Annotated in this window: 20 protein-coding genes; 10 read left to right on the top strand and 10 right to left on the bottom strand. The window is 67.3% G+C overall.

Annotated elements, in window-relative coordinates:
• Positions 1-84: 84 nt before the first annotated feature.
• Genes ACFJI2_RS23510 through ACFJI2_RS23530 form a run of 5 tightly spaced genes read left to right on the top strand, consistent with a single transcriptional unit; the run spans position 85 to position 3,238 of the window.
• Complete coding sequence (locus ACFJI2_RS23510) at positions 85-591, top strand: CinA family protein (protein ID WP_377702149.1); 507 nt, start codon at positions 85-87, stop codon at positions 589-591.
• A 39-nt stretch (positions 592-630) separates the two neighbouring features.
• Positions 631-1,359, top strand: coding sequence for a hypothetical protein (locus ACFJI2_RS23515; protein ID WP_377702150.1), 729 nt, complete (start codon positions 631-633; stop codon positions 1,357-1,359).
• Between the two features lie 12 nt (positions 1,360-1,371).
• Positions 1,372-1,875: a hypothetical protein gene (locus ACFJI2_RS23520; protein ID WP_377702151.1), complete on the top strand. Its 504-nt coding sequence runs from the start codon at positions 1,372-1,374 to the stop codon at positions 1,873-1,875.
• 51 nt (positions 1,876-1,926) lie between these two features.
• Positions 1,927-2,238, top strand: a complete 312-nt coding sequence (locus ACFJI2_RS23525; RefSeq protein WP_377702152.1) for an ArsR/SmtB family transcription factor — start codon at positions 1,927-1,929, stop codon at positions 2,236-2,238.
• Positions 2,239-2,242: 4 nt separating this feature from the next.
• Positions 2,243-3,238 carry a cation diffusion facilitator family transporter gene (locus ACFJI2_RS23530; protein WP_377702153.1) on the top strand — a complete coding sequence of 332 codons (996 nt, stop codon included), beginning with the start codon at positions 2,243-2,245 and terminating at the stop codon, positions 3,236-3,238.
• 38 nt (positions 3,239-3,276) lie between these two features.
• On the opposite strand, the gene cysK is transcribed toward ACFJI2_RS23530, so the two are convergent.
• On the bottom strand, positions 3,277-4,212 hold the full coding sequence (gene cysK / locus ACFJI2_RS23535) for a cysteine synthase A (protein WP_377702154.1): 936 nt from the start codon (positions 4,210-4,212) through the stop codon (positions 3,277-3,279).
• A gap of 84 nt (positions 4,213-4,296) precedes the next feature.
• A complete protein-coding gene (locus ACFJI2_RS23540; RefSeq protein WP_377702155.1) occupies positions 4,297-4,797 on the bottom strand; it encodes an FKBP-type peptidyl-prolyl cis-trans isomerase in 501 nt (166 codons plus the stop codon).
• 35 nt (positions 4,798-4,832) lie between these two features.
• Between ACFJI2_RS23540 and thpR the strand changes: the two genes are divergently transcribed.
• Positions 4,833-5,369: an RNA 2',3'-cyclic phosphodiesterase gene (thpR, locus tag ACFJI2_RS23545; RefSeq protein WP_377702156.1), complete on the top strand. Its 537-nt coding sequence runs from the start codon at positions 4,833-4,835 to the stop codon at positions 5,367-5,369.
• 63 nt (positions 5,370-5,432) lie between these two features.
• Here the strand turns inward: thpR and tcdA are convergent, their stop codons facing one another.
• Entirely contained in the window at positions 5,433-6,290 is an 858-nt protein-coding gene (tcdA, locus tag ACFJI2_RS23550) for a tRNA cyclic N6-threonylcarbamoyladenosine(37) synthase TcdA (protein WP_377702157.1), read from the bottom strand.
• A gap of 81 nt (positions 6,291-6,371) precedes the next feature.
• Between tcdA and pdxH the strand changes: the two genes are divergently transcribed.
• On the top strand, positions 6,372-7,577 hold the full coding sequence (gene pdxH / locus ACFJI2_RS23555) for a pyridoxamine 5'-phosphate oxidase (protein ID WP_377702158.1): 1,206 nt from the start codon (positions 6,372-6,374) through the stop codon (positions 7,575-7,577).
• Between the two features lie 21 nt (positions 7,578-7,598).
• Positions 7,599-8,813, top strand: a complete 1,215-nt coding sequence (locus ACFJI2_RS23560) for a cyclopropane-fatty-acyl-phospholipid synthase family protein (protein WP_107873969.1) — start codon at positions 7,599-7,601, stop codon at positions 8,811-8,813.
• Here the strand turns inward: ACFJI2_RS23560 and ACFJI2_RS23565 are convergent.
• Genes ACFJI2_RS23565 through msrA form a run of 3 tightly spaced genes read right to left on the bottom strand, consistent with a single transcriptional unit; the run spans position 8,786 to position 12,671 of the window.
• Positions 8,786-11,074, bottom strand: coding sequence for an ATP-binding protein (locus ACFJI2_RS23565; protein WP_377702159.1), 2,289 nt, complete (start codon positions 11,072-11,074; stop codon positions 8,786-8,788). The two genes, ACFJI2_RS23560 and ACFJI2_RS23565, sit on opposite strands and share 28 nt — an antisense overlap.
• Positions 11,052-12,086 carry an HD domain-containing phosphohydrolase gene (locus ACFJI2_RS23570; RefSeq protein WP_377702160.1) on the bottom strand — a complete coding sequence of 345 codons (1,035 nt, stop codon included), beginning with the start codon at positions 12,084-12,086 and terminating at the stop codon, positions 11,052-11,054. Before ACFJI2_RS23570 ends, ACFJI2_RS23565 begins: the two co-directional genes overlap by 23 nt.
• Positions 12,087-12,128: 42 nt before the next feature.
• Complete coding sequence (gene msrA / locus ACFJI2_RS23575) at positions 12,129-12,671, bottom strand: peptide-methionine (S)-S-oxide reductase MsrA (RefSeq protein ID WP_107873964.1); 543 nt, start codon at positions 12,669-12,671, stop codon at positions 12,129-12,131.
• A gap of 135 nt (positions 12,672-12,806) precedes the next feature.
• Between msrA and ACFJI2_RS23580 the strand changes: the two genes are divergently transcribed.
• Positions 12,807-13,310 (top strand): flavin reductase family protein, encoded by a 504-nt coding sequence (locus ACFJI2_RS23580; RefSeq protein WP_377702161.1) that lies wholly within the window; start codon positions 12,807-12,809, stop codon positions 13,308-13,310.
• A 107-nt stretch (positions 13,311-13,417) separates the two neighbouring features.
• Positions 13,418-14,602 (top strand): acyl-CoA dehydrogenase, encoded by a 1,185-nt coding sequence (locus ACFJI2_RS23585; protein WP_107873958.1) that lies wholly within the window; start codon positions 13,418-13,420, stop codon positions 14,600-14,602.
• 99 nt (positions 14,603-14,701) lie between these two features.
• Here ACFJI2_RS23585 and ACFJI2_RS23590 read toward each other — a convergent pair whose 3' ends face one another.
• The 4 genes from ACFJI2_RS23590 to ACFJI2_RS23605 all read right to left on the bottom strand — a co-directional run bounded on the left by ACFJI2_RS23590 (position 14,702) and on the right by ACFJI2_RS23605 (position 20,152).
• Positions 14,702-15,382, bottom strand: coding sequence for an OmpW family protein (locus ACFJI2_RS23590; RefSeq protein WP_377702162.1), 681 nt, complete (start codon positions 15,380-15,382; stop codon positions 14,702-14,704).
• Positions 15,383-15,409: 27 nt separating this feature from the next.
• Positions 15,410-16,777 carry an SGNH/GDSL hydrolase family protein gene (locus tag ACFJI2_RS23595; protein ID WP_377702163.1) on the bottom strand — a complete coding sequence of 456 codons (1,368 nt, stop codon included), beginning with the start codon at positions 16,775-16,777 and terminating at the stop codon, positions 15,410-15,412.
• A 153-nt stretch (positions 16,778-16,930) separates the two neighbouring features.
• Positions 16,931-18,451: an alpha/beta hydrolase family protein gene (locus ACFJI2_RS23600; RefSeq protein ID WP_377702164.1), complete on the bottom strand. Its 1,521-nt coding sequence runs from the start codon at positions 18,449-18,451 to the stop codon at positions 16,931-16,933.
• Between the two features lie 42 nt (positions 18,452-18,493).
• Complete coding sequence (locus ACFJI2_RS23605; RefSeq protein ID WP_377702165.1) at positions 18,494-20,152, bottom strand: alpha/beta hydrolase family protein; 1,659 nt, start codon at positions 20,150-20,152, stop codon at positions 18,494-18,496.
• Positions 20,153-20,181 lie beyond the last annotated feature (29 nt).

Consider the following 20,181-nt stretch of genomic DNA (forward strand, 5'->3'; position numbering starts at 1 on the left):
GAGCAGACTTTTTTGACCGTGCGCAAGACGCCACAGGCTAAAATGTGCACACGATTAAAGTACACAATGCAAGAGGAGTATGCAATGGACAAGGACGCAACGGAACACGCCGGGCAGGCGCTGGCGCGGCTCGCGGCCGAGGTGGGCGCTGTCCTGCACGGCAAGGGCATGCTGCTGGCCACGGCCGAATCGTGCACCGGGGGCGGCGCGGCGCAGGCGGTGACGGAGATCGCCGGCTCCAGCGGCTGGTTCGAGCGCGGCTTCGTCACCTACTCGAACGAAGCGAAGAGCGAACTACTGGGCGTGCCGGCCGAGCTGATCGCCCGGCACGGCGCGGTCAGCGAAGAAGTGGCGGCGGCCATGGCGGCCGGCGCGCTGGCGCACAGCGCGGCGCAGGTGGCTTTGTCCACCACCGGCATCGCCGGGCCGGGCGGCGCGGTGGCCGGCAAGCCGGTCGGCACGGTGTGCTTCGGCTGGGCCGGGCCGCAAGGCGTGCACACCGAGCGCCTGGTGTTCGGCGGCGACCGGCGCGCCGTGCGCGAGCAGGCCGTGGCGCATTCGCTGCAAGGGCTGCTGCGCTTTTTGGTATAGTGCGTGCCGGGCAGGCCGACTAATTTCAGAGAAAACTCGATGCAGAACACCGTACATTTCATCCTTCAGGGCAAAGGCGGCATAGGCAAGACCCTGGTATCGACGATATTGGCGCAATGGCTGGCGGCCAAGGACGACACCCCGCTGCGCTGCTACGACACCGACCAGGAAAACGCCACCTTCTCGCGCTACAAGGCGATGGACGTGAAGCACGTGCCGGTGATGACGGATGCGCGCACCATCGACCCCAAGCGCTTCGACGCGCTGATGATCGACATCCTGGAAGAAGACGGCAACTGCGTGATCGACAACGGCGCCAACACCTTCTCGCCGCTGGTGGCCTACCTGATCGAGAACGACTGCTTCGCGCTGCTGCAGGAATCGGGCCGCAAGGTCTACATCCACACCATCGTCGGCGGCGGCGACACGCTGCACGACACCGCGATGGGATTTTTGTCCACCGCCAAATCGACTTCGGTGCCGCTGGTGCTGTGGGAGAACGAGCACTTCGGCGCGCTGGTGTCGGCCTCGGGCAAGTCCTTCATCGAATCGCAGACCTACGCCGACAACGCCTCGCGCGTGGTGGGCCGCGTGGTGCTCACGCAGCGCAATGCCGACACCTTCGGCGCCGACATCAAGAAGATGAACACGGCGCGCCTGACGGCCGAGGAAGTAAAAGCCAGCGACAAGTTCAACGTGATGGAAAAGCAGCGCATCAAGGTGGTGTTCCGCGACCTGTTCGAGCAGCTCGACATGGTCAACTGGTAAGCGGAGCGCGCCATGGACCAGCACAAGCTGCGCAGCCTCGTGTTTGAAAAGACCGGCGTCAAGGTCGATATCGACGATCCCATCTTCGCCCTGGTGGCGCTGAACGAAGCGGTGCTGGCCGAATCGGTGGAGCGCCATATCGAACGCATCGACGCTGCCTCGCAGGAGCTGGCCGAGCAGGTGCGCGCCGCCGGCGGGCTGGCGCCACGGCCGGCCGCGCAAGCCGGCGCCGGCGCCACGCCGGGCTACGAGCCGGCGCCCGCCGCGCCGGTGAAAGCCATCGCCACCCAGCCGCCGCTGGTGACGCCGCGCGAACGGCGCCTGCTGGCGGCCGCCGCCGGCATCGCGCTGCTGGCGGCGCTGCTGGTGGTCGGCATGCAGGCCCTGTTCAGCAAGCCCGCCGCGCTCACGCCGCAGCAGGCGTCCGCGCTGGCCCAGGCCGAAAAGCTGGCCCGCGCCATCGACAAGCTCGACGCCAAGACCCGCGACCAGATCCAGGCTGAACTGCAAAAATAAAGCCGCCCGCACAATGTGCTAACATGTGAACATCTATTCACATGTTGACCTATGTGCACCTTACACGCATCCGACGCTTCCGATCCCGTCATCTCGCAGCTGGCTGACCTGTTCCACCTGCTGGGCGACCCCACGCGCCTGCGCATCGTGCTGGCCTGCCTGGCCGCGCCGGTGGCGGTGGGCGACATCGCCGCCTCGCTGCAGTTGAGCAGTTCGCTGGTCAGCCACCATCTGCGCCTGCTGCGCGCGGCCCGCATCGTCAAGTCCGAGCGCCAGGGCAAGCAGGTGTTCTACTCCGCCGCCGATGCCCACATCAGCGGCGTTCTCAACGATATGCTCGAACATATCGCCGAACCGGAATAAGCCCATGCCACACGACCACGACCACCACGCCGGCCACGGCCACGAGCACAAGCACGACCGCAAGCATGAACATGACCATGGCCACGATCACGGCCATGGCCACGGCGGCCACCATCACCACCACGGCGACCCGAACAGCCAGGGCCGCGCCTTCGCCATCGCCATTGCGCTGAACGCGGTCTTTGTCGCCATCGAATTCGGCTACGGCTTCATCGCCAACTCCACCGCGCTGATGGCCGACGCCGGCCACAACCTGTCGGACGTGCTGGGCCTGATGCTGGCCTGGGGCGCCGCCATCCTGGCCAAGCGCGCGCCCAACCAGCGCTACACCTACGGCCTGCGCAGCAGCTCCATGCTGGCCGCGCTGTTCAACTCCATGTTGCTGATGGCCGCCTGCGGCGCCATCGCCTGGGAAGCCGTGCAGCAGCTGGTCCACCCCACGCCGGTGCACGGCCTGACGGTCTCGGTGGTGGCGGCGGTGGGCATTGCCGTGAACGGCTTCTCGGCCTGGCTGTTCATGGCCGGCGCCAAGGACGACATCAACATCCGCGGCGCCTACCTGCACCTGGCGGCCGACGCCGCGATCTCGCTGGGCGTGCTGGTGGCCGGCCTGGCCGTGATGTGGACCGGCTGGACCTGGCTGGACCCGCTGGTCAGTATCGCCATCGTGTTCTTTATCGCGGCCAGCACCTGGTCGCTGCTGCGCGAGGCGCTCAAGCTGGTGCTGGCGGCGGTGCCGGATTCGGTGGACGCGCCCGAGGTGGAGCGCTTCCTGCGCGCCCGCCCCGGCGTGGACGAAGTGCACGACCTGCACATCTGGGCCATGAGCACCACCGAAACGGCGCTCACCGCCCACCTGGTGATGCCGGGCGGCCACCCCGGCGACGAGGCGCTCGACGAGATCGCCGCGCGCCTGCAGGCCGACTTCTCGGTACACCACTGCACCCTGCAGGTGGAGATGGGCACCACCGACCACGCCTGCTGCCTGAAGGCGCCCTGACGGCGGCAGCCGCTTAGCGCTTAGCGCGCGCCGGGCGGCTACTGGTCGGCCAGCCCCGAGAACAAGGCGGTGCTCAAATAGCGCTCGCCGAACGACGGGATGATGGTGACGATCAGCTTGCCCGCGTTCTCGGGCCGCTGCGCCACCTGGATCGCGGCCCACAGCGCCGCGCCCGACGAGATGCCCACCATCAGCCCCTCCTGCGACGCCGCCGCCCGCGCGGTGGCGAACGCGTCCTCGTTCTTCACCCGTATCACTTCATTGTAGACATGCGTGTTCAGCACGGCCGGCACGAAGCCCGCGCCTATGCCCTGGATGGGGTGCGGCCCCTTGGCCCCGCCGGACAGCACCGGCGACGCGTCCGGCTCCACCGCGATGCACTGGAATTCCGGCTTGCGCGCCTTGATCACTTCGCCCACGCCGGTAATGGTGCCGCCGGTGCCCACGCCGGACACCAGGATGTCGGCGCGGCCGTCGGTGTCGCGCCAGATTTCCTCGGCCGTGGTGCGGCGGTGCACGTCCGGGTTGGCCGGGTTGTTGAACTGCTGCAGGATCAGGTAGCGCTTGTCCGACTCGGCCAGCTGCTCGGCGCGGCGGATGGCGCCCAGCATGCCTTCGCTGCCGGGCGTGAGTATCAGTTCGGCGCCATAGGCGCGCAGCAGCATGCGGCGCTCGCGGCTCATGGTGTCCGGCATGGTGAGCGCGCAGCGGTAGCCGCGCGCGGCGCACACCATGGCCAGCGCAATGCCGGTGTTGCCGCTGGTCGGTTCGAGAATGATGGAATCGGGACGGATCTGGCCGGCCGCTTCGGCGGCCTGGATCATGGACAGGCCGATGCGGTCCTTGACGCTGTGCGCGGGGCTGTAGAACTCTAGCTTGGCAAGGATTTGCGCCGGTGCGCCGGCGGCCATCCGGTTGATGCGAACCAGCGGTGTGTTGCCGATCAGTTCAGTAACGTCGTTGGCAATATTCATGGCGTAGGCTCCGCTCGAGTGGCTGGAGGCTTCAGTCTACGCCGATTTTCGGGCGGCGCGCCATGGCGGCGCCGCCCTGCGCGATTATTTCACGTCCAGCAGTTCCACCTCAAAAGTGAGCGCCGAGTTCGGCGGAATCTCGCCGGCCGAGCGCGGGCCGTAAGCCAGTTCCGCCGGGATGATCAGGATGCGCTTGCCGCCCACCTTCATGCCCTGCACGCCCTGGTCCCAGCCCTTGATGACCTGGCCCTTGCCCAGCGTGAATTCCAGCGGCTCACGGCCGATGGAGCTGTCGAACTTCTTGCCGCGCTGGTTCTTGGCCAGCGGGCGGTACAGCCAGCCGGTGTAGTTGACGCGCACGACCTGGCCGGCCAGGGCTTCCTTGCCGGCGCCGACTTTGACATCGTTGACGATCAGGGAATCGGCGGCCGGGCCGGGCTGGGCGGAGCCGACCACCACCGGGGCGGCCGGCGCCGCAGGCGCTTCCGCGGCGGCGGATGCCTGGCCGGCGGCCTGCGCCAGCGTGGCGGTTGCCAGCGTGGCGGATGCAAACAGGAGAGCGAACAAAACAGAACTACGGGCCATGATGTATTCTTTCGTTGAAGTTTCAAGCGACGCACATGATAACAAATCAGCCTTCCGATGCAATTATTCAGCCGTCCGGGCACAAGCTTTTTTTCGCCTTGTGGCCGGACGAGGACACGCGCGCCGCGCTGGCGCGGCTGCAGCCGCTGGCGCCGGGACGCGCCATCGCGCCGGCCAAGCTGCACCTGACGCTGGCCTTCCTGGGGCAGCAGCCGGCCGCCGCGCTGGCGCCGTTGCTGGCCATCCTGGAAGGGCTGGCGGTGCCGGCGTTGCCGCTACGGGTTGACTGCCTGGGCTACTTCCAGCGTCCGCGCATCGCCTGGGCCGGCCTGACGGCGCCGCCGCCGGCACTGCTGGCGATGCAGGCCGAGCTGATGGCAAAGCTGGAAGCGACCGGCTTCTCGGCCGCCACGCACGGCCAGTTCAAGCCCCACATCACGCTGGCGCGCGAAGCGAAGACCGCCCCGTCCGCCGCCCACTTCGCCCCGGTGCCGTGGCAGGCCCGCGAGGTCGCGCTGGTCGAATCCTTCCCCAGCGGCATCTACGCCCCCATCGCCGTCAAGACCGCCTGACAGGCCCCGCCCCTCACCGACAGCCGAGCTGAGCCGCATTCGGGGTCAGACCCCGAATGCGGCTCAGGCTGCTTCACTGTCGGGGACGGGGATGGCGGTGGCGGTGGCGGGGACGGCGGCCTGGGCGGCGAGCTTGTTGAGCACGTGGCCGGCGGCGATCATGCCGAAGGTGGCGGTCACCACCACGGCGGAGCCGTAGCCGGCGCAGTTCAGGCCGGTGACGGCGCGCTCGTCGCCGTCGATCGAGCACGCTTCGCCCGTGTTGGGCAGCTGCAGCGGTTCCATGGAGAACACGGCGTCGATGTTGTATTTGTTTTTCATGCCGGGCGGGAAGCCGTAGTTGCTGCGCAGGCGGCGCCGCACTTTCTTGAGCAGCGGCTCCTGCTCGGTCTTGGACAGGTCGCGCACTTCGATCTTGGCCGGGTCGGTCTTGCCGCCGGCGCTGCCGATCACGATCAGCGGGATCTTGTTGCGGTGGCAGTGGGCCACCAGCGCGGTCTTGGCCTTGGCGCTGTCGATGGCGTCCACCACATAGTCGTAGCGGCCCACGCCGACCATCTGCTCGAGGTTGTCGGCGTCGATGAAGTCCTCGACCTGGGTCACCTGGCAGTAGGGGTTGATCTGCGCAATGCGCTCGGCCAGCGCGTGGATCTTGGCCTGGCCGACGGTGTCCGTCATGGCCTGGATCTGGCGGTTGATGTTCGATTCGGCCACGTTGTCCAGGTCGATCAGCGTCAGGCGGCCGACCGCGCTGCGCGCCAGCGCCTCGACGATCCAGGAGCCGACGCCGCCGACGCCGATCACGCAGATGTGGGCGTTGCGGAAACGTTCCAGCGCGGGCTGGCCGTACAGGCGGCCGATGCCGCCGAAGCGGCGCTCGAAGTCCACGTCCGGGTTTGGGGGGATGTTCAGTTCGTTCATGCCGCCATTTTAGCGGACGCGGGCGGCAAGGATTTATTCTAGAATGCCTGACTATCCTTTGCCCAACCGACGAGCCCCACCATGAGCAACTCCCTGATCGACACGGCGCCCGACTTCAGCCAGCCCATCGCCGTGCTGAAACACTGCCACGACCGCATCCGCAAGCAGCTCGCCACGCTGCAAAACCTGCTGGCCCACCTGCCGCAGCACGGCGCCGACGACCAGGCGCGCCAGGCGGCGCGGGCGGTGCTGAAATACTTCAACAATGCGGCCCATCTGCACCACGAGGACGAGGAGCACAACCTGCTGCCGATGCTGGACGCCACGGCGCGCGGCGCGGACGCCGATGTGCTACACGAAATGATGCCGCGCCTCCTTGCGCAGCATCAGCAAATGGACGCGGATTGGAATATAATCAAATCACAACTTGACAAAATTGCCACAGGGACAGATACAGCCCTGTCCGCTCCAGCGGTGGAGAAATTCGTCGCCGACTATACGGCCCACATGGAGCAGGAAGAACAGAACATCGCGCCGATGGCCAAACGCATCTTCAGCCCGGCGCAAATGCAGGAACTGGGCGAGGCGATGCAGGCGCGCAGGGGCATTGGCGCGGCGGCAGCGGCGCCGGCCAAGGCCGTGGCCGCCGGGGTGGACCTGGCCGATCTGCGGCTCGATTACGGCCGCGCCAGCCTGGACGAGGCCGACACGCTGGACCACCCCGTGGACCAGTTCGCCAAATGGTTCGACGAAGCCATGAAGGCGGAAGTTTTCGAGGCCAACGCCATGAGCGTGGCCACCGTGGGCGCGGACGGCAAGCCCAGCTCGCGCATTGTGCTGATCAAGCAGTACGACCAGCGCGGCTTTACGTGGTACACCAATTACGAGAGCCAGAAAGGCCACCAGTTAGCGCAGAACCCGCATGCGGCCCTGCTGTTTTTCTGGCGCGAGCTGGAACGCCAGGTGCGCATCGAGGGCCGCGTGGAGAAAACCTCGGCCGAGGACAGCGACGCGTATTTTTACAGCCGTCCCGTGAAGAGCCAGCTGGCGGCGGTCGCCTCGCAGCAAAGCGAGCGCATCGCCAGCCGGGCCGAGATGGAAGCGAATTTTGCGGCCGTGGAAGCGGCCAGCGGCGGCCAGCCGCAGCGCCCGCCGCACTGGGGCGGCTACCGCCTGGTGCCGGAACGGGTGGAATTCTGGCAAGGCCGCCGCTCGCGCTTCCATGACCGCATTGTGTATACGCTGCAAGCGGACGGCAGCTGGAAGAAGGAACGCTTGCAGCCTTGACCATGACCATGGGAGGCTACATTGTTCGCGCAAAACCGACTCAGCGCCTGGATGGCGGGCGTAAGACAACAGATCGCCATGCCGCTGCGCATCGAACTGTGGAACGGCCAGCAGTTCGACTTTTCCCCTGAGCCGCCGCGCGTGACGATACGCCTGCCGCGCGCCTCGGCCGCGCGCTACCTGCTCACGCCGTCCCTGTCGAACCTGGGTTCGGCCTATGTGGAGGGCCTGATCGAGGTGCGCGGCGCGGCGCGCGACATGATCGCCGTGGTGAACGCGCTGGCGCGCTCCACGCTCAAGGAACAGGGCCGCTTCGCCCGCATCGCGCGCAATTTCAGCCACGACCGCAAGAAGGACGCGGAGGCGATCCGCTACCACTACGACGTGTCCAACGAGTTCTACCAGCAGTTCCTGGACCCGGCCATGGTGTATTCCTGCGCTTACTTCGAACGCGGCGACGAAGACCTGGCCACCGCCCAGGCAAAAAAAATCGACCATATCCTGACCAAGATCCGCCTGCAGCCGGGGCAGACGCTGCTCGACATCGGCTGCGGCTGGGGCGCGCTGGTGATGCGCGCGGCGCAGCAGTACGGCGCGCGCTGCGTCGGCATCACGCTGTCGCAGAACCAGTTCGACCTGGCGCGCGAGCGGGTGCGCGAGGCGGGGCTGGAGCACCTGGTGGAGATCCGCTTGCAGGATTACCGCGACGTGCGCGGCCAGTTCGACCGCATCACCAGCGTGGGCATGTTCGAGCATGTGGGCCTGAAGCACCTGCCGGACTATTTCAGCGCCATGAACCGCCTGCTGGCGGACGACGGCGTGGCCATGAACCACGGCATTACCAGCACCGATCCGGAGAACGGCGAGACGCCATACGGGGGCGGGGAATTCATCGACAAGTACGTATTCCCGCACGGGGAGCTGGTGCACCTGGGGCAGGTGCTGAAGGCCATGCAGCAGGGCGGGCTGGAGGCGTACGACGTGGAGAACCTGCGCCGCCACTATGCGCGTACCTGCTCGATCTGGACCGACAGTTTCGAGGCCAACGCGGAGCGCATCAAGACGCTGGCGGGCGAGAAGCGCTTCCGCATCTGGCATGTGTACCTGGCGGGCTGTGTGTACGGCTTTGAGCAGGACCTGGTGAGCTTGTACCAGATCGTGTGCGGCAAGGCGGGACGCAATCCGCGCGCGCTGCCGTGGTCGCGCGGCTATATGTACGCGCCGAGCGCGGAGTAGAGCTGCTGCAGGGCGGCTTCCATGGCGGCTGCGCCACCCGCGCCGCCGGTGCTGCCCGTGCTGCGCGCGCCGGGGGCGGCGCTTTCGGCGCTCAAGCGATCAGCCGCGGCGATGGCGCGCGCGGCGCCGAAATTCACCAGCACGCCGCGCAGGCTGTGCAGCGCGCGCGGGGCGCGTTTGCTGTCCTGCGCGGCCAGTGCGTCTGTGACTTCGTGCCATAGCTGCGGACCGTCCTGCAGGAACAACACGGCCAGTTCGCGCAGCAAATCCTCGTCGCCATCGAGCCGCAGCAGCGCGCCCGGCCAGTCCAGCACGGGCGTGCTGCCGGGCGCGCCAGCCGGCAGGCACTTGGCCAGCACGTCCCGCAGGCGCGCCAGGCCGATGGGCTTGGACAGATAGTCGTCCATGCCCGCCTCCAGGCAGCGTTCGCGGTCGCCCGCCATGGCGCGCGCCGTCATCGCGATGATGGGCAGGTGGCGGCTGCCGCCCATGCCGCCGGGTTTTCCGCCGCGGCCGCCATCCTGTTCCCTGGTCTGCTCCCTGGTCTGCTCCCACAGCCGGATGTGGCGCGTGGCGGCCAGGCCGTCCAGGCCGGGCATTTGGACGTCCATCAGTACCACGTCGTAGCTGGCGTTGGTGGCGTACTCCAGCGCCCGCACGCCGCTATCGACCAGGGTGGCGCGGTGGCCCAGCTTGTCCAGCAGGCGCAGCGCCAGGCGCTGGTTGACCGGGTTGTCTTCCGCCAGCAGCACGCGCAGGCTGCCATCGCGCGCCTCGGCCTGCTGGCCGGGACGTCCGCCTGCCGCCGCGTCGCGGCGCCGGTCCCGCCCGCTGCGCATATCGGCGCCGCGCGGCAGCCGCGACGCAGACGATGCGGGCGATGCGGGCGCCGTATCGCCCTCGCCCATCACCAGTCCGCGCGTGCCGGGGACATGCAGCGCGGGCAACGGCGCGGCGGCCAGGCCGGTGTGGCGCAGCGGCACGGTGAAACTGAAGGTGCTGCCCTGCCCGGGCTCGCTGGCCACGCCGATCTGGCCCTGCATCAATATCACGAGCCGGCGGCAGATGGTCAGCCCCAGCCCGGTGCCGCCGTACTCGCGCGTGGTGGAGCCGTCCACCTGCGCGAAGGCCTCGAAGATCAGCTTCTGCTTTTCCTGCGGAATGCCGATGCCGGTGTCCGTCACGGAAAAGGTGATGTCGCAGCGCTCGTCGTCCTCGCGTCCCGGCACTGCCGCCACCGTCACGCTGCCCTCGCTGGTGAACTTGATGGCGTTGCCGATCAGGTTGATCAGCACCTGGCGCAGCCGGCCCGGATCGCCCTTCACGTTGCGCGGCAAGGCGGCAGACAGCTCGCAGCGCAGCGCCAACCCTTTCTGGCGCGCGCGCAGCGCCATCACGCGCACGCTGTCCTCCACCATTTGGCGCAGGTCGAAGGGCACGTCCTCCAGATCGAGCTTGCCGGCCTCGATCTTGGAAAAATCGAGGATGTCGTTGACGATGGACAGCAAGGCGTCCGCCGACGCTTTCACCAGGCCGATGTCGGCGCGCTGCTCGGGCGTGAGGTCCGATTCGAGCACCAGTTCCGTCATGCCCAGGATGCCGTTCATCGGCGTGCGCACTTCGTGGCTCATATTGGCCAGGAACTCGCTCTTGGCGCGGCTGGCCGCTTCGGCCGATTCCACCGCACGCTGCATGGCGTCGCGCGCGGCGCGCTGCTCGCTGATGTCGATGAAGTAGCCCAGCATGTAGCTGCGTCCGCCGCTGTTGATGACGCAGCGGCTCACCAGCACGTCGCGCGGCGGATCGAAGCTCGTCAGGCGGCGCTCGCTGGTCACCATGCGGCCGCTGCTCCAGGCCAGGCTGTCCTCGGCGCGCGTGGCTTCGGCCCAGCGCGGCGACGCGAAATGCTCGATGGTGCGCCCCAAAATCTCCTCGCGCGTGCGCTGCGTGAATTCCTCGAAGCGCTTGTTAAAGCGCAGAAAGTGGCCTTCGCGGTCCTTCAGGAACACCGGGATGGGCAGCTGGTCCAAAATCTGCTCGGTAAGCTCCTGCCGGTGGCGCACGTCTTCCTCCGGCTCGCGTGGCGGCGGCAAGCCGGGACCGGGATCGGCGCGCTCGCCCTCCGCCAGCAAGCCGAGCAAGCCGTTAGCCAGCGTGGTTTCGCCGATGGCGCGCAAGTCCGCCAGGCGCTGCTGCATCTCCGCCTCGTCCTGCGCGCCCAGCGCGCGCTGCACCAGCTTAAGCAGGCGGGGGTACTGCATGGCCTTCGTCCCGATAGCGCGCGCTGATGGCCAGCACGTCGGACCAGCGCGCCAGCAGAGCGTCCACGCAGCGCGCATCGAAATGGCTGCCACGGTTGTCCACCAGGTACTGGCGCGCCTGCTCCATGCTCCAGGCCTGCTTGTAGGGCCGCACGCTGGTGAGCGCGTCGAACACGTCGGCCACGGCCACGATGCGGCCCACCAGCGGGATGGCGTCGCCCGCGTGGCCGTTCGGATAGCCTGCGCCGTCCCAGCGCTCGTGGTGGCTGAGCGCGATCTCGGCGGCCAGCTGCAGCATGCGCGCCTGGCTGCCCTTCAGGATGTCGTAGCCCATGCGCGCGTGCTGGCGCATCACCGCCATTTCCTCCTCATTCAGGCGGCCCGGCTTGAGCAGGATCTGGTCCGGCGTGCCGACCTTGCCCACGTCGTGCATGGGCGCCGCGTTCAGGATGTCCTCCTGCTCCTGCTCGGACAGGCCCAGCTCGGCCGCGATCAGGCGCGAGTAGTGCGCCATGCGCAGGATGTGGGCGCCGGTTTCAGGGTCGCGGTATTCGGAGGCGCGCGCCAGCAGCATGATGGTCTCCTGCTCGCGCGCGCGCAGTTCGGCGGTGGCCTTGCGCACCTCGTCGCGCAGGCCCACGGTGGCGCGGCGCAGCTGCAGCATGTTGCGCGTGCGCGCCAGGAACTCCACCTTGTCGATGGGCTTGATGAGGAAGTCGCTGGCGCCGTTCTCCAGCGCGCGGTGGCGCACGTCCACGTCCGTGCTGGCGGTCACCATCAGCACCGGCGGGCGCTCGGCCGGGGCGACAGCCAGGGCGGCGATCAGCGCCAGGCCGTCCATGTCCGGCATCATGTAGTCGATAATGAGCAAGTCCCAGGCATGGCTGTTGCACCACTCGAGCGCCGGACGCGCGGCCTGGAAGCTGACGGTTTCGACGCCTTCGAGCTTGCCGATCAGGCGCGACATCAACACCAGGTTGATGTGGGTGTCATCGACGATCACTACCATCATGGCAGTCACGCCTTTCTTGTTATAGGCCCGGCGCCACCGGCTTTATTTGAGGCGATTGCTATAGGTCTTGCGGAACTTGGCCACCTTGGGCGCCACCACGAAGGCGCAATAGCCTTGCAGCGGGTGCTGCTCGAAGTAATTCTGGTGATAGTCCTCGGCCTTGTAGTACGGCTGCGCGGGCGACAGTTCGGTGACGATGGGCGCGTCCCACACCACCGCCATTTCGGCGATCACCTGGCGCGCGGTGGCTTCCTGCTCCGGCGACTGGTAGTAAATCACCGAGCGGTACTGGGTGCCGACGTCGTTGCCCTGGCGGTTCAGCGTGGTGGGGTCGTGGATGGTGAAGAAGATTTCCAGCAGGTCGCGGTAGCTGATGACGGCTGGATCGAACTCGATCCGGACCACTTCCGCGTGGCCGGTGGCGCCGGTGCAGACCTGTTCGTAGGTAGGGTTGGGCTGCTGCCCGCCGGTGTAGCCGGATTCCACGCTGTGCACGCCGCGCACCTCCAGGTACACGGCTTCCGTGCACCAGAAACAGCCGCCGCCGAGCACGGCCACTTCGGTCGCCGCCGCGTTGCTAGTCATGCCGCCCCTCCCGCTCAGAGTATGCTTTTGATAATAGCTGCTAATGGCTACTGTAACGCAAAGCGCCAGCGCATGCACCTGCAAATGCTGTGCAGTGCTGTTCTTTGGCATAATGTTGGAAAATACAGGTTCCTCATGAATATTAGCTCCCCCCGCGCCGACTCGCGTGAATTCGATACGCTGCACTTCCGCCAGGCGTTGTCGCAGTTCGCCACCGGCGTCACCGTCATCACCACCCGCCTGGCCGACGGCACTTTCCGCGGCCTGACCGCCAGCTCCTTCAACTCGGTGTCGCTCGATCCGCCGCTGGTGCTATGGAGCCTGGCCAACGGCGCCAACAGCCTGCCCATTTTCAGCGGCAACTCGCACTATGTGATCAATGTGCTCAATGCGGACCAGGCGCACCTGGCCAAGCTGTTCTCCAGCCGCGGCGAAGACCCGTGGACCAGCGTGGAATACGAGCTGTCGCGCACCGGCCAGCCTATCCTGAAAGGCGCGGCCGCGTGGTTCGAATGCCACAACCGCAGCCGCTATCCGGAAGGCGACCACGTGATCTTCGTGGGCGAGGTCGAGCATTGCGAATCGGCCCCGCAGGCGCCGCTGGTGTTCCACGGCGGCCAATTCAAGGGTATCAGCTGAGGCCGGGCTAAAAAACGGAAATTGGTGTCGCCATTTGAAAAGCGCGGCGCCGTCCGCCGCTCTAGAATGCTGAAATCATTCACCATAACCAGAGACTAGGACACACGATGAGCCAAGCCCGCGCGCAATTCCACTGGGACGATCCCCTGTTGCTGAACGACCAGCTGACCAGCGAAGAACGCATGGTGCGCGACGCCGCCGCCGCCTACTGCCAGGACAAGCTGGCGCCGCGCATCCTGGAAGCGTTCCGCCACGAGCGCATGGACACCAGCATCTTCCGCGAGATGGGCGAACTGGGCCTGCTCGGCCCCACCATCCCGGAACAATACGGCGGCCCCGGCCTGAACTACGTCAGCTACGGCCTGATCGCGCGCGAAGTCGAGCGCGTGGACTCCGGCTACCGCTCCATGATGAGCGTGCAATCGTCGCTGGTGATGGTGCCCATCTTCGAATTCGGCACCGAAGCGCAGAAGCAGAAATACCTGCCCAAGCTGGCTACCGGCGAGTGGATAGGCTGCTTCGGCCTGACCGAACCGAACCACGGCTCCGATCCCGGCTCCATGATCACCCGCGCCAAGAAGGTCCCGGGCGGCTACGCGCTGTCCGGCGCCAAGATGTGGATCACCAATTCCCCGGTGGCGGACGTGTTCGTGGTGTGGGCCAAGGACGACGAAGGCGCGATCCGCGGCTTCGTGCTGGAAAAAGGCATGGCCGGCCTGAGCGCCCCCGCCATCCACGGCAAGTTCGGCCTGCGCGCCTCGGTCACCGGCGAAATCGTGATGGACAACGTGTTCTGCCCGGAAGAAAACGCCTTCCCGGACGTGCGCGGCCTGAAAGGCCCGTTCACCTGCCTGAACTCGGCGCGCTACGGCATCGCCTGGGGCGCGCTGGGCGCGGCCGAAGCGTGCTGGCACACCGCGCGCCAGTACACCATGGACCGCCAGCAGTTCGGCCGCCCGCTGGCCGCCAACCAGCTGGTGCAAAAGAAGCTGGCCGACATGCAGACCGAGATCACCTTGGGCCTGCAGGGCTGCCTGCAGCTGGGCCGCATGAAGGACGCCGGCACCGCCGCCGTGGAAATCACCTCCATGATGAAGCGCAACTCCTGCGGCAAGTCGCTGGACATCGCCCGCGTCGCCCGTGACATGCTGGGCGGCAACGGCATTTCCGACGAGTTCGGCGTCATCCGCCACATGGTCAACCTGGAAGTGGTGAACACCTACGAAGGCACGCACGACATCCACGCCCTCATCCTCGGCCGCGCCCAGACCGGCATCCAGGCCTTCCAATAAACTCTAAAAAAATGGAGCCAGGGTTAATTAAATAATTAACCCTGGCTCCATTTTCAGGAAAAACCGCCGGGGGCGGTTTTTTTTCGCCTGGCGCTGCGCTTAGAAGTGGTAGCCGACGGTGACGCTGAAGGCCAGCGGGTCCAGCGCGGCGTCCATGGTCTGGCCGGTGGAGTAGCGGGCCGAGGTCTTCAGCTTGGTCTTGACCACGTTCACGTCCGCGAACCACCTGGCGTCGATGGCCACCGAGGCGCCCAGCTGGACACTGGCGGCCCACTTGTTCTTCATCGAGAAGGTCGATGGCGGGCCGCCCGGATTCAGCAGCGCGGTCAGCTGGCCGGAGCCGGTTTCCTTGCGGAAGTAGGCGTAGGTGGCGCCGACGCCGGCGTAGGGGCGGATCTTGGCGGCCGGCTCGAACAAGTGGTATTGCAGGAACACGGTCGGCGGCAGCACTTCCGAACTGGCCAGCTGGCCGGTACCTTCCAGCGAGCCGGCGCCATAGATCTTGTGCTTGTACGGCAGGCCCAGGTCCAGTTCCAGCGCGATGTTGTCGGTCAGCATGCGGCCGACGGTGAAGATGGGCTGGGTGTCCGAACCGATGTCGGCCTTGCTCTCAGGCAGCGCCGGGGCGCTGACGTTGCCGCTCTTGACCTTGGGCGTGATCTTGTTGATACCGGCCTTCACCACCCACTCGCCCGCTGCCTGCGCCGAGGCGCCCGAGGCGGCGCCCATGGCGGCGGCCAGCGCCAGCACTTTCACTGCACTATTGATGCGAATTTTCATCTTGTTATGTCTCCAGAAATGCAGTGATTACAGCCAGCCCTTGACGACCATCTTCTCGGCCACGTAGCGCGCCAGCAGCTGGTGCAGGAACGGGGTCGGGTGCACGGTGTCGGCGTACGAGTAGTGGCTGACATCGCCGGCTTTCAGGGTGGTCGCGTTGCAGCTCAGCGAATTGCCCAGCGGGCTCTTGGCCAGGTCGCAGGCGGTGTCCTTGACATTGGTCAGGCCGTATGGCGCCGGATTGGTGGACTGGTTGTGGCTTTCGCTGAAGGTGTCGATGATCAGCACGCTGTCGGTGGTGCCCAGTTCGGCGGTCAGCGTGTCGTTGAAGGCTTTCACCATGGCGTTGATCAGCGCGCGCGACGATTCCGACTGCGACAGGCCGGACGGCGTGTTGGCCACGTCCGGAATGTTGTTGACCACCACATACTTGGCGCCGTTGGCCAGCAGCTGGTTTTTCACCAGCGCGGACACTTCCTTGGCCGCGGTGACCATGGTGGGCACCAGCGCCGGGCCGTTGGCGGCGGCGTAGTCGGCACCGGCTTTGGCGCCGGCGGCAGCGCCGTCGGCCTTGGCCTTGGCGATGATGGTGGCTTGCGTGGTCGGCGACGCGGCTGCGGTGTTGCCGGCCATGACGGCGGCGGTCACGGCGGCGGTCACCACCGACGTCTCGGTATGGCCGGGACGCGCGTTTTCGGTGGCCAGGGCCAGGCCGATGGAGGCGGCAGCGGTTTGCGGATTGGTGGCGCCGGCCGCCAGCTGGGCAATCAGGCTGTTGGCGAAGGCGGTGTTGCCGGCGGCGGTGCCGGCGGCGGTGGCCGCTGCGGACAGGCCGCCCAGGCCGACCAGCAGGTCGTTATTGCCGCCCCACATGAAGACGATCTCGTCGCCCTTGAACTTGCCGCCGACGGCGGCCAGGTGGTTCTTGACCTGGGTGACCACCGGCACGGTCAGCGCGCCCACTTCGCTGCCGGTGGCCTTGTTGCCTTCGCCGACAGGATTGGTGACGCGCGCGCCGCCCTGGCCATAGGCGTAGCAGCCGGTGTGGTTTTGTACCGGTACGCTGAAGCCCTTGGCGGCATTGCCTTCCAAACCGGTCTGCGCGGCGCACGGAGCTGGCAGGCCGAACTGGGCGGCCAGCAACTCGATCCAGATCTTGCCGGTCAGCGCAGGGTTGGCGGCGGTATTGTCGCCGTTGATGGTGAATTTGCCGCCGCCCAGCGCCGCCACGGTGCCGACCTTGTAGGTGCCGACGTCGGACAGGCTGTCGCCGAACGATACCTGGGAGGCGAATTTAACTTTGAGGTCTTGCTTGCCGCCGGTTGGGCTGCCGCTGCCGCAAGCGGCCAGAATTGCCGAGGCCATGACTGCCAAGGCGAGTTTGGTGTGACGCATTGTGTCTCCTGAAAAAATTTTCTTGTTTTAAACGCACGGGCGTGCTATTTGCAACCCAGTTAATATGCCAGTCCGAACTGCGGATGTATAGCGCATTTTTGTAAATTGACACTCTAGCCTGAACGGCACGAGGTGTTGTTGATTTAGAACAACTCAGCGGGCGCGGAAGAAGTCGCGGGCGGCGCGCAGGCAGAATGGCGCCACCAGGCCGGCGTGGTAGGCGTCGCGCACGGCGGCGTCGCCGGAGCCGCCGCTGAGGGCGGCGTCGGCGCGTACCGCAGCCTTGGCGGCCAGGAAGCCCAGCTTGGGCTGGGCATAGTCGTCGCCGAACAGCGACGGGGTGGAATCGACATTGACCACATGCAGCGCGGCGGCCATGTTTTGCGCGCCGAAATAGCCGGCCGCCGCACTGGTGTTGTAGTACGGGACGATGGGGTCGGCGTCGCCGCCGCACAACAGTAGCGGTATGCTAGGCACGTAGTTGCGCAGGTCGTTTTTCTTCAGCCACTGGCGCAGCGGATGCTGCGGCGCGCAGCCCAGCGCGCTGGCGGGATTGCTGTCGCCGCAGGCGCGCAGCTGCATGTCGGCGGTGTAGCCGTCGCGGTAGCTGGTGCGCACCAGGTTGCCGTCGTTGAAGAACTGCTTGCTGCCGGCCGCCTGCGGCGCGGAGTTCCACGCGAACAACGCGCTGGCGGGCAGTTTGCCCTGGCTGGCCAGTTCGCCCAGGCCCAGCGTGCCGGGCAGGATGGTTTCGATGCCGGCCGCGTACGGCGCCTCGTACATGTCGCCGGGGCTGGCGTACAGGCGCGCGCCGGCGTGCTGGGCGGCGTTCGCCAGCATGGGCAGGAAGGCGGTGGCGCCCAAGGTGGGCGCACCGCCGAACATGGTGTCGCCGAACTTGAGCAGCGCGTAGGGGCCGGACAGGCCGGCGGCGGCCGTGACGGCGAATTCGGCGGCGTGGCGCGTCTGCATGGCGCGCTGGGTGGCAAGCGCCACGAAGCCGCCCTGCGAGTAGCCGGTGACGTAGAGCTTGGCGGACGCGCTGGCGCCCATCTGGCTGAACACGGCGCGCGCGGCGCGCAGGCCGTCCACCATGTCGGCCGATTGCTGCTCGGCGTCCAGGTAGGCGTGGTAGGCCAGGCTGGAGCCGGCGTAGCCCGCGTAGTTGGGGGCGACCACGATGTAGCCCTGGGCGGCGAAGATCGCGGCGATCATGCGCGCTTCAGTACCGTCCAGCTTGCTCATGTCATAGCTCTTCAGCGGGGAGGTGCCGTGCGCGTACAACAGCACAGGGCGCGGACCGCTGCAGGCGGGGTCGCTGCCGGAGGGGAGCATGACGGCGGTGCTGGCTTCGGTGTCCTCGCCGGCCGAGCCTATGGTGCGGTAGCGCACCGTGTGGGTGCTGACGGCGCAGACGGGCGTGCTGGTGATGCCGCTCATGCCAAGCTGGGCGTTCTCCAGCATCTGCTTGAGCGTCTGCGCGTCGTAGCTGGACACGGCGACCGGGCCGCCCACCAGGTTGCCGCGCAGCGAGGGCGGCGGGGGCGGCGCGACCACCACAGGGCTGGTATTGCCGGGCGCGCCGACGCTGACACCGCTGCCGCCGGCGCCGCCGCCGCAAGCGGCCACAGCAACCGCCAGTACCGACAATGCAATAAACTTCTGGTAAAACATGCCCTACTCCGCTGATTTTCACGTCAAATCAGCATAGCAGAGTCAGGGCATGGCGGACTGGAAAAAGCTGCGGGCGGACATCAGGCAGAACTGCGCGGCCAGGCGGCTGTGGTATCGATCGGACACTGCCTTGACAGGATCACTACCCTTTTTGACAGCATCGGCGCGCAACTTGTCGCGTTCGCGCGCGAAAGCTTGCTTGAACGGCAAATAGGGATCATCCGCCACCGGCGTTTCCAGGTCCACCAGCACCGGGGCCGCGCCGCGGGCCTGGAAGTAGGCCGAGGTCGCTGCCGCATTGGCAAAGGGAACCACCGGGTCCTTGCCGGCGCCGCACAGCATCAGCGGCGTCGACGGGGCGTAGGTGCGCAGGTCGTTCTTCTGCATCCATTTGCGCAGGTTGTGCTGCGGGGTGCAGGCCAGCGGGTCGGCCGGGTCGCGCTCGCACGGGTTGCTGGCCATGTCCTGCAGGTAGGCGTTGCGGTAGCTGGTACGCACCAGGTTGCGGTCGGCGAAGAAGGCCGAAGCGTCGGCCGCCTGCGGTTGCGAGTCGCGCGCGAACAGGGCGCCGCCCTTGGGCAGCTTGCCTTTGCTGACCAGGTCGTCCAGCCGCACCTTGTTGGGCAGCAGGGTTTCGATGCCGCTGGCGTAGCGCGCTTCGTACAGGTCTTCCGGCGCGGCATACAGGGCGGCGCCGGCGCGCTGGCCGGAGGTGGTGAGCAGCGGCAGATAGGACGTGACGCCGGTGTTGGGGTGGCCGCTGAAGATGTTGTCGGCCATTTTCACCAGCGCGTAGGGGCCGGACAGCGCGGCGGTGGCCGTGACCGTGAATTCGTCGCTGTGGTGCAGCTGGATGGCGCGCTGGGTGGCGAGCGCGACGAAGCCGCCTTGCGAGTAGCCGGTGAGGAAGAGCTGGGGCGCGGGACTGGCGCCCAGCGCGGCGTAGGCATGGCGTGCGGCGCGCAGCGCGTCCACCATGTCGGCCGCCTGCTGCTCGGCGTTCAGGTAGGGGTGGTATGGCAGGCTGGAGCCGCCGTAGCCGGCATAGTCCGGGGCGACCACGATGTAGCCCTGGGCGGCGAACATGGAGGCGATCAGGCGCGCTTCGCCGTTCAGGCGGGCCATGCTGAAGCTTTTGTCGAGCACGGTGCCATGGGCGTACAGCAGCACGGGACGCGGGCCGCTGCAGTCCGGGCCGGCGCCGGAGGGCAGCATGATGACGCCGCCCGCATCGGCCGGCTCGCCCTGTCCGCCTACGGTCTGGTAGCGCATGCTGTGCACGGCGATGGCGCAGCGCGGTTCGCCGGTGACGGCGAGCAGGCCGTCGCGCCGGGTCAGCAGGTTGCGCAGCAGGCCGGGTTCGAGCTTGTAGACCGTGTCGGTAATCAGGTCGATGGGGACGGCCGAGGGGCCGGCGAGCAGCGTGCCGCGCGGCGGGGCCGGCCTGGCGGCCGTCTGCGAGGGGATGGCGGCGCGTGCGGCGGAAGCGGTGGAAGCGGTGGTGGCGGGCAAGGCCGAGGGCGAAGCGATGACCGGGGCGGCTGGCGGCAGGAGGGCGGCGCGCAGCGGCGCGGCCGGCGCTCCCGGGCGGGGCATGCTGACCGGCGCCAGCGGCGGGGACGCGTCCTGCGCCGCCGCTGCTGCGGGAGCGGCGGCCAAAGCTGCCGCCATCCAGGCATACAAGGTTCGGGTTCGGGTCACGGCGACCTCCTCTTCTTGTTATGCGCGCC

The organism is Pseudoduganella sp. UC29_71, assembly GCF_042693265.1.
Lineage (GTDB): Bacteria > Pseudomonadota > Gammaproteobacteria > Burkholderiales > Burkholderiaceae_D > Rugamonas.

Coding starts and splice junctions, on each gene's coding strand:
- ACFJI2_RS23510 (WP_377702149.1), top strand. CDS start 85: ATGGACAAGGACGCAACGGAACACGCCGGGCAGGCGCTGGCGCGGCTC.
- ACFJI2_RS23515 (WP_377702150.1), top strand. CDS start 631: ATGCAGAACACCGTACATTTCATCCTTCAGGGCAAAGGCGGCATAGGC.
- ACFJI2_RS23520 (WP_377702151.1), top strand. CDS start 1,372: ATGGACCAGCACAAGCTGCGCAGCCTCGTGTTTGAAAAGACCGGCGTC.
- ACFJI2_RS23525 (WP_377702152.1), top strand. CDS start 1,927: ATGTGCACCTTACACGCATCCGACGCTTCCGATCCCGTCATCTCGCAG.
- ACFJI2_RS23530 (WP_377702153.1), top strand. CDS start 2,243: ATGCCACACGACCACGACCACCACGCCGGCCACGGCCACGAGCACAAG.
- cysK (WP_377702154.1), bottom strand. CDS start 4,212: ATGAATATTGCCAACGACGTTACTGAACTGATCGGCAACACACCGCTG.
- ACFJI2_RS23540 (WP_377702155.1), bottom strand. CDS start 4,797: ATGGCCCGTAGTTCTGTTTTGTTCGCTCTCCTGTTTGCATCCGCCACG.
- thpR (WP_377702156.1), top strand. CDS start 4,833: ATGATAACAAATCAGCCTTCCGATGCAATTATTCAGCCGTCCGGGCAC.
- tcdA (WP_377702157.1), bottom strand. CDS start 6,290: ATGAACGAACTGAACATCCCCCCAAACCCGGACGTGGACTTCGAGCGC.
- pdxH (WP_377702158.1), top strand. CDS start 6,372: ATGAGCAACTCCCTGATCGACACGGCGCCCGACTTCAGCCAGCCCATC.
- ACFJI2_RS23565 (WP_377702159.1), bottom strand. CDS start 11,074: ATGCAGTACCCCCGCCTGCTTAAGCTGGTGCAGCGCGCGCTGGGCGCG.
- ACFJI2_RS23570 (WP_377702160.1), bottom strand. CDS start 12,086: ATGATGGTAGTGATCGTCGATGACACCCACATCAACCTGGTGTTGATG.
- msrA (WP_107873964.1), bottom strand. CDS start 12,671: ATGACTAGCAACGCGGCGGCGACCGAAGTGGCCGTGCTCGGCGGCGGC.
- ACFJI2_RS23580 (WP_377702161.1), top strand. CDS start 12,807: ATGAATATTAGCTCCCCCCGCGCCGACTCGCGTGAATTCGATACGCTG.
- ACFJI2_RS23585 (WP_107873958.1), top strand. CDS start 13,418: ATGAGCCAAGCCCGCGCGCAATTCCACTGGGACGATCCCCTGTTGCTG.
- ACFJI2_RS23590 (WP_377702162.1), bottom strand. CDS start 15,382: ATGAAAATTCGCATCAATAGTGCAGTGAAAGTGCTGGCGCTGGCCGCC.
- ACFJI2_RS23595 (WP_377702163.1), bottom strand. CDS start 16,777: ATGCGTCACACCAAACTCGCCTTGGCAGTCATGGCCTCGGCAATTCTG.
- ACFJI2_RS23600 (WP_377702164.1), bottom strand. CDS start 18,451: ATGTTTTACCAGAAGTTTATTGCATTGTCGGTACTGGCGGTTGCTGTG.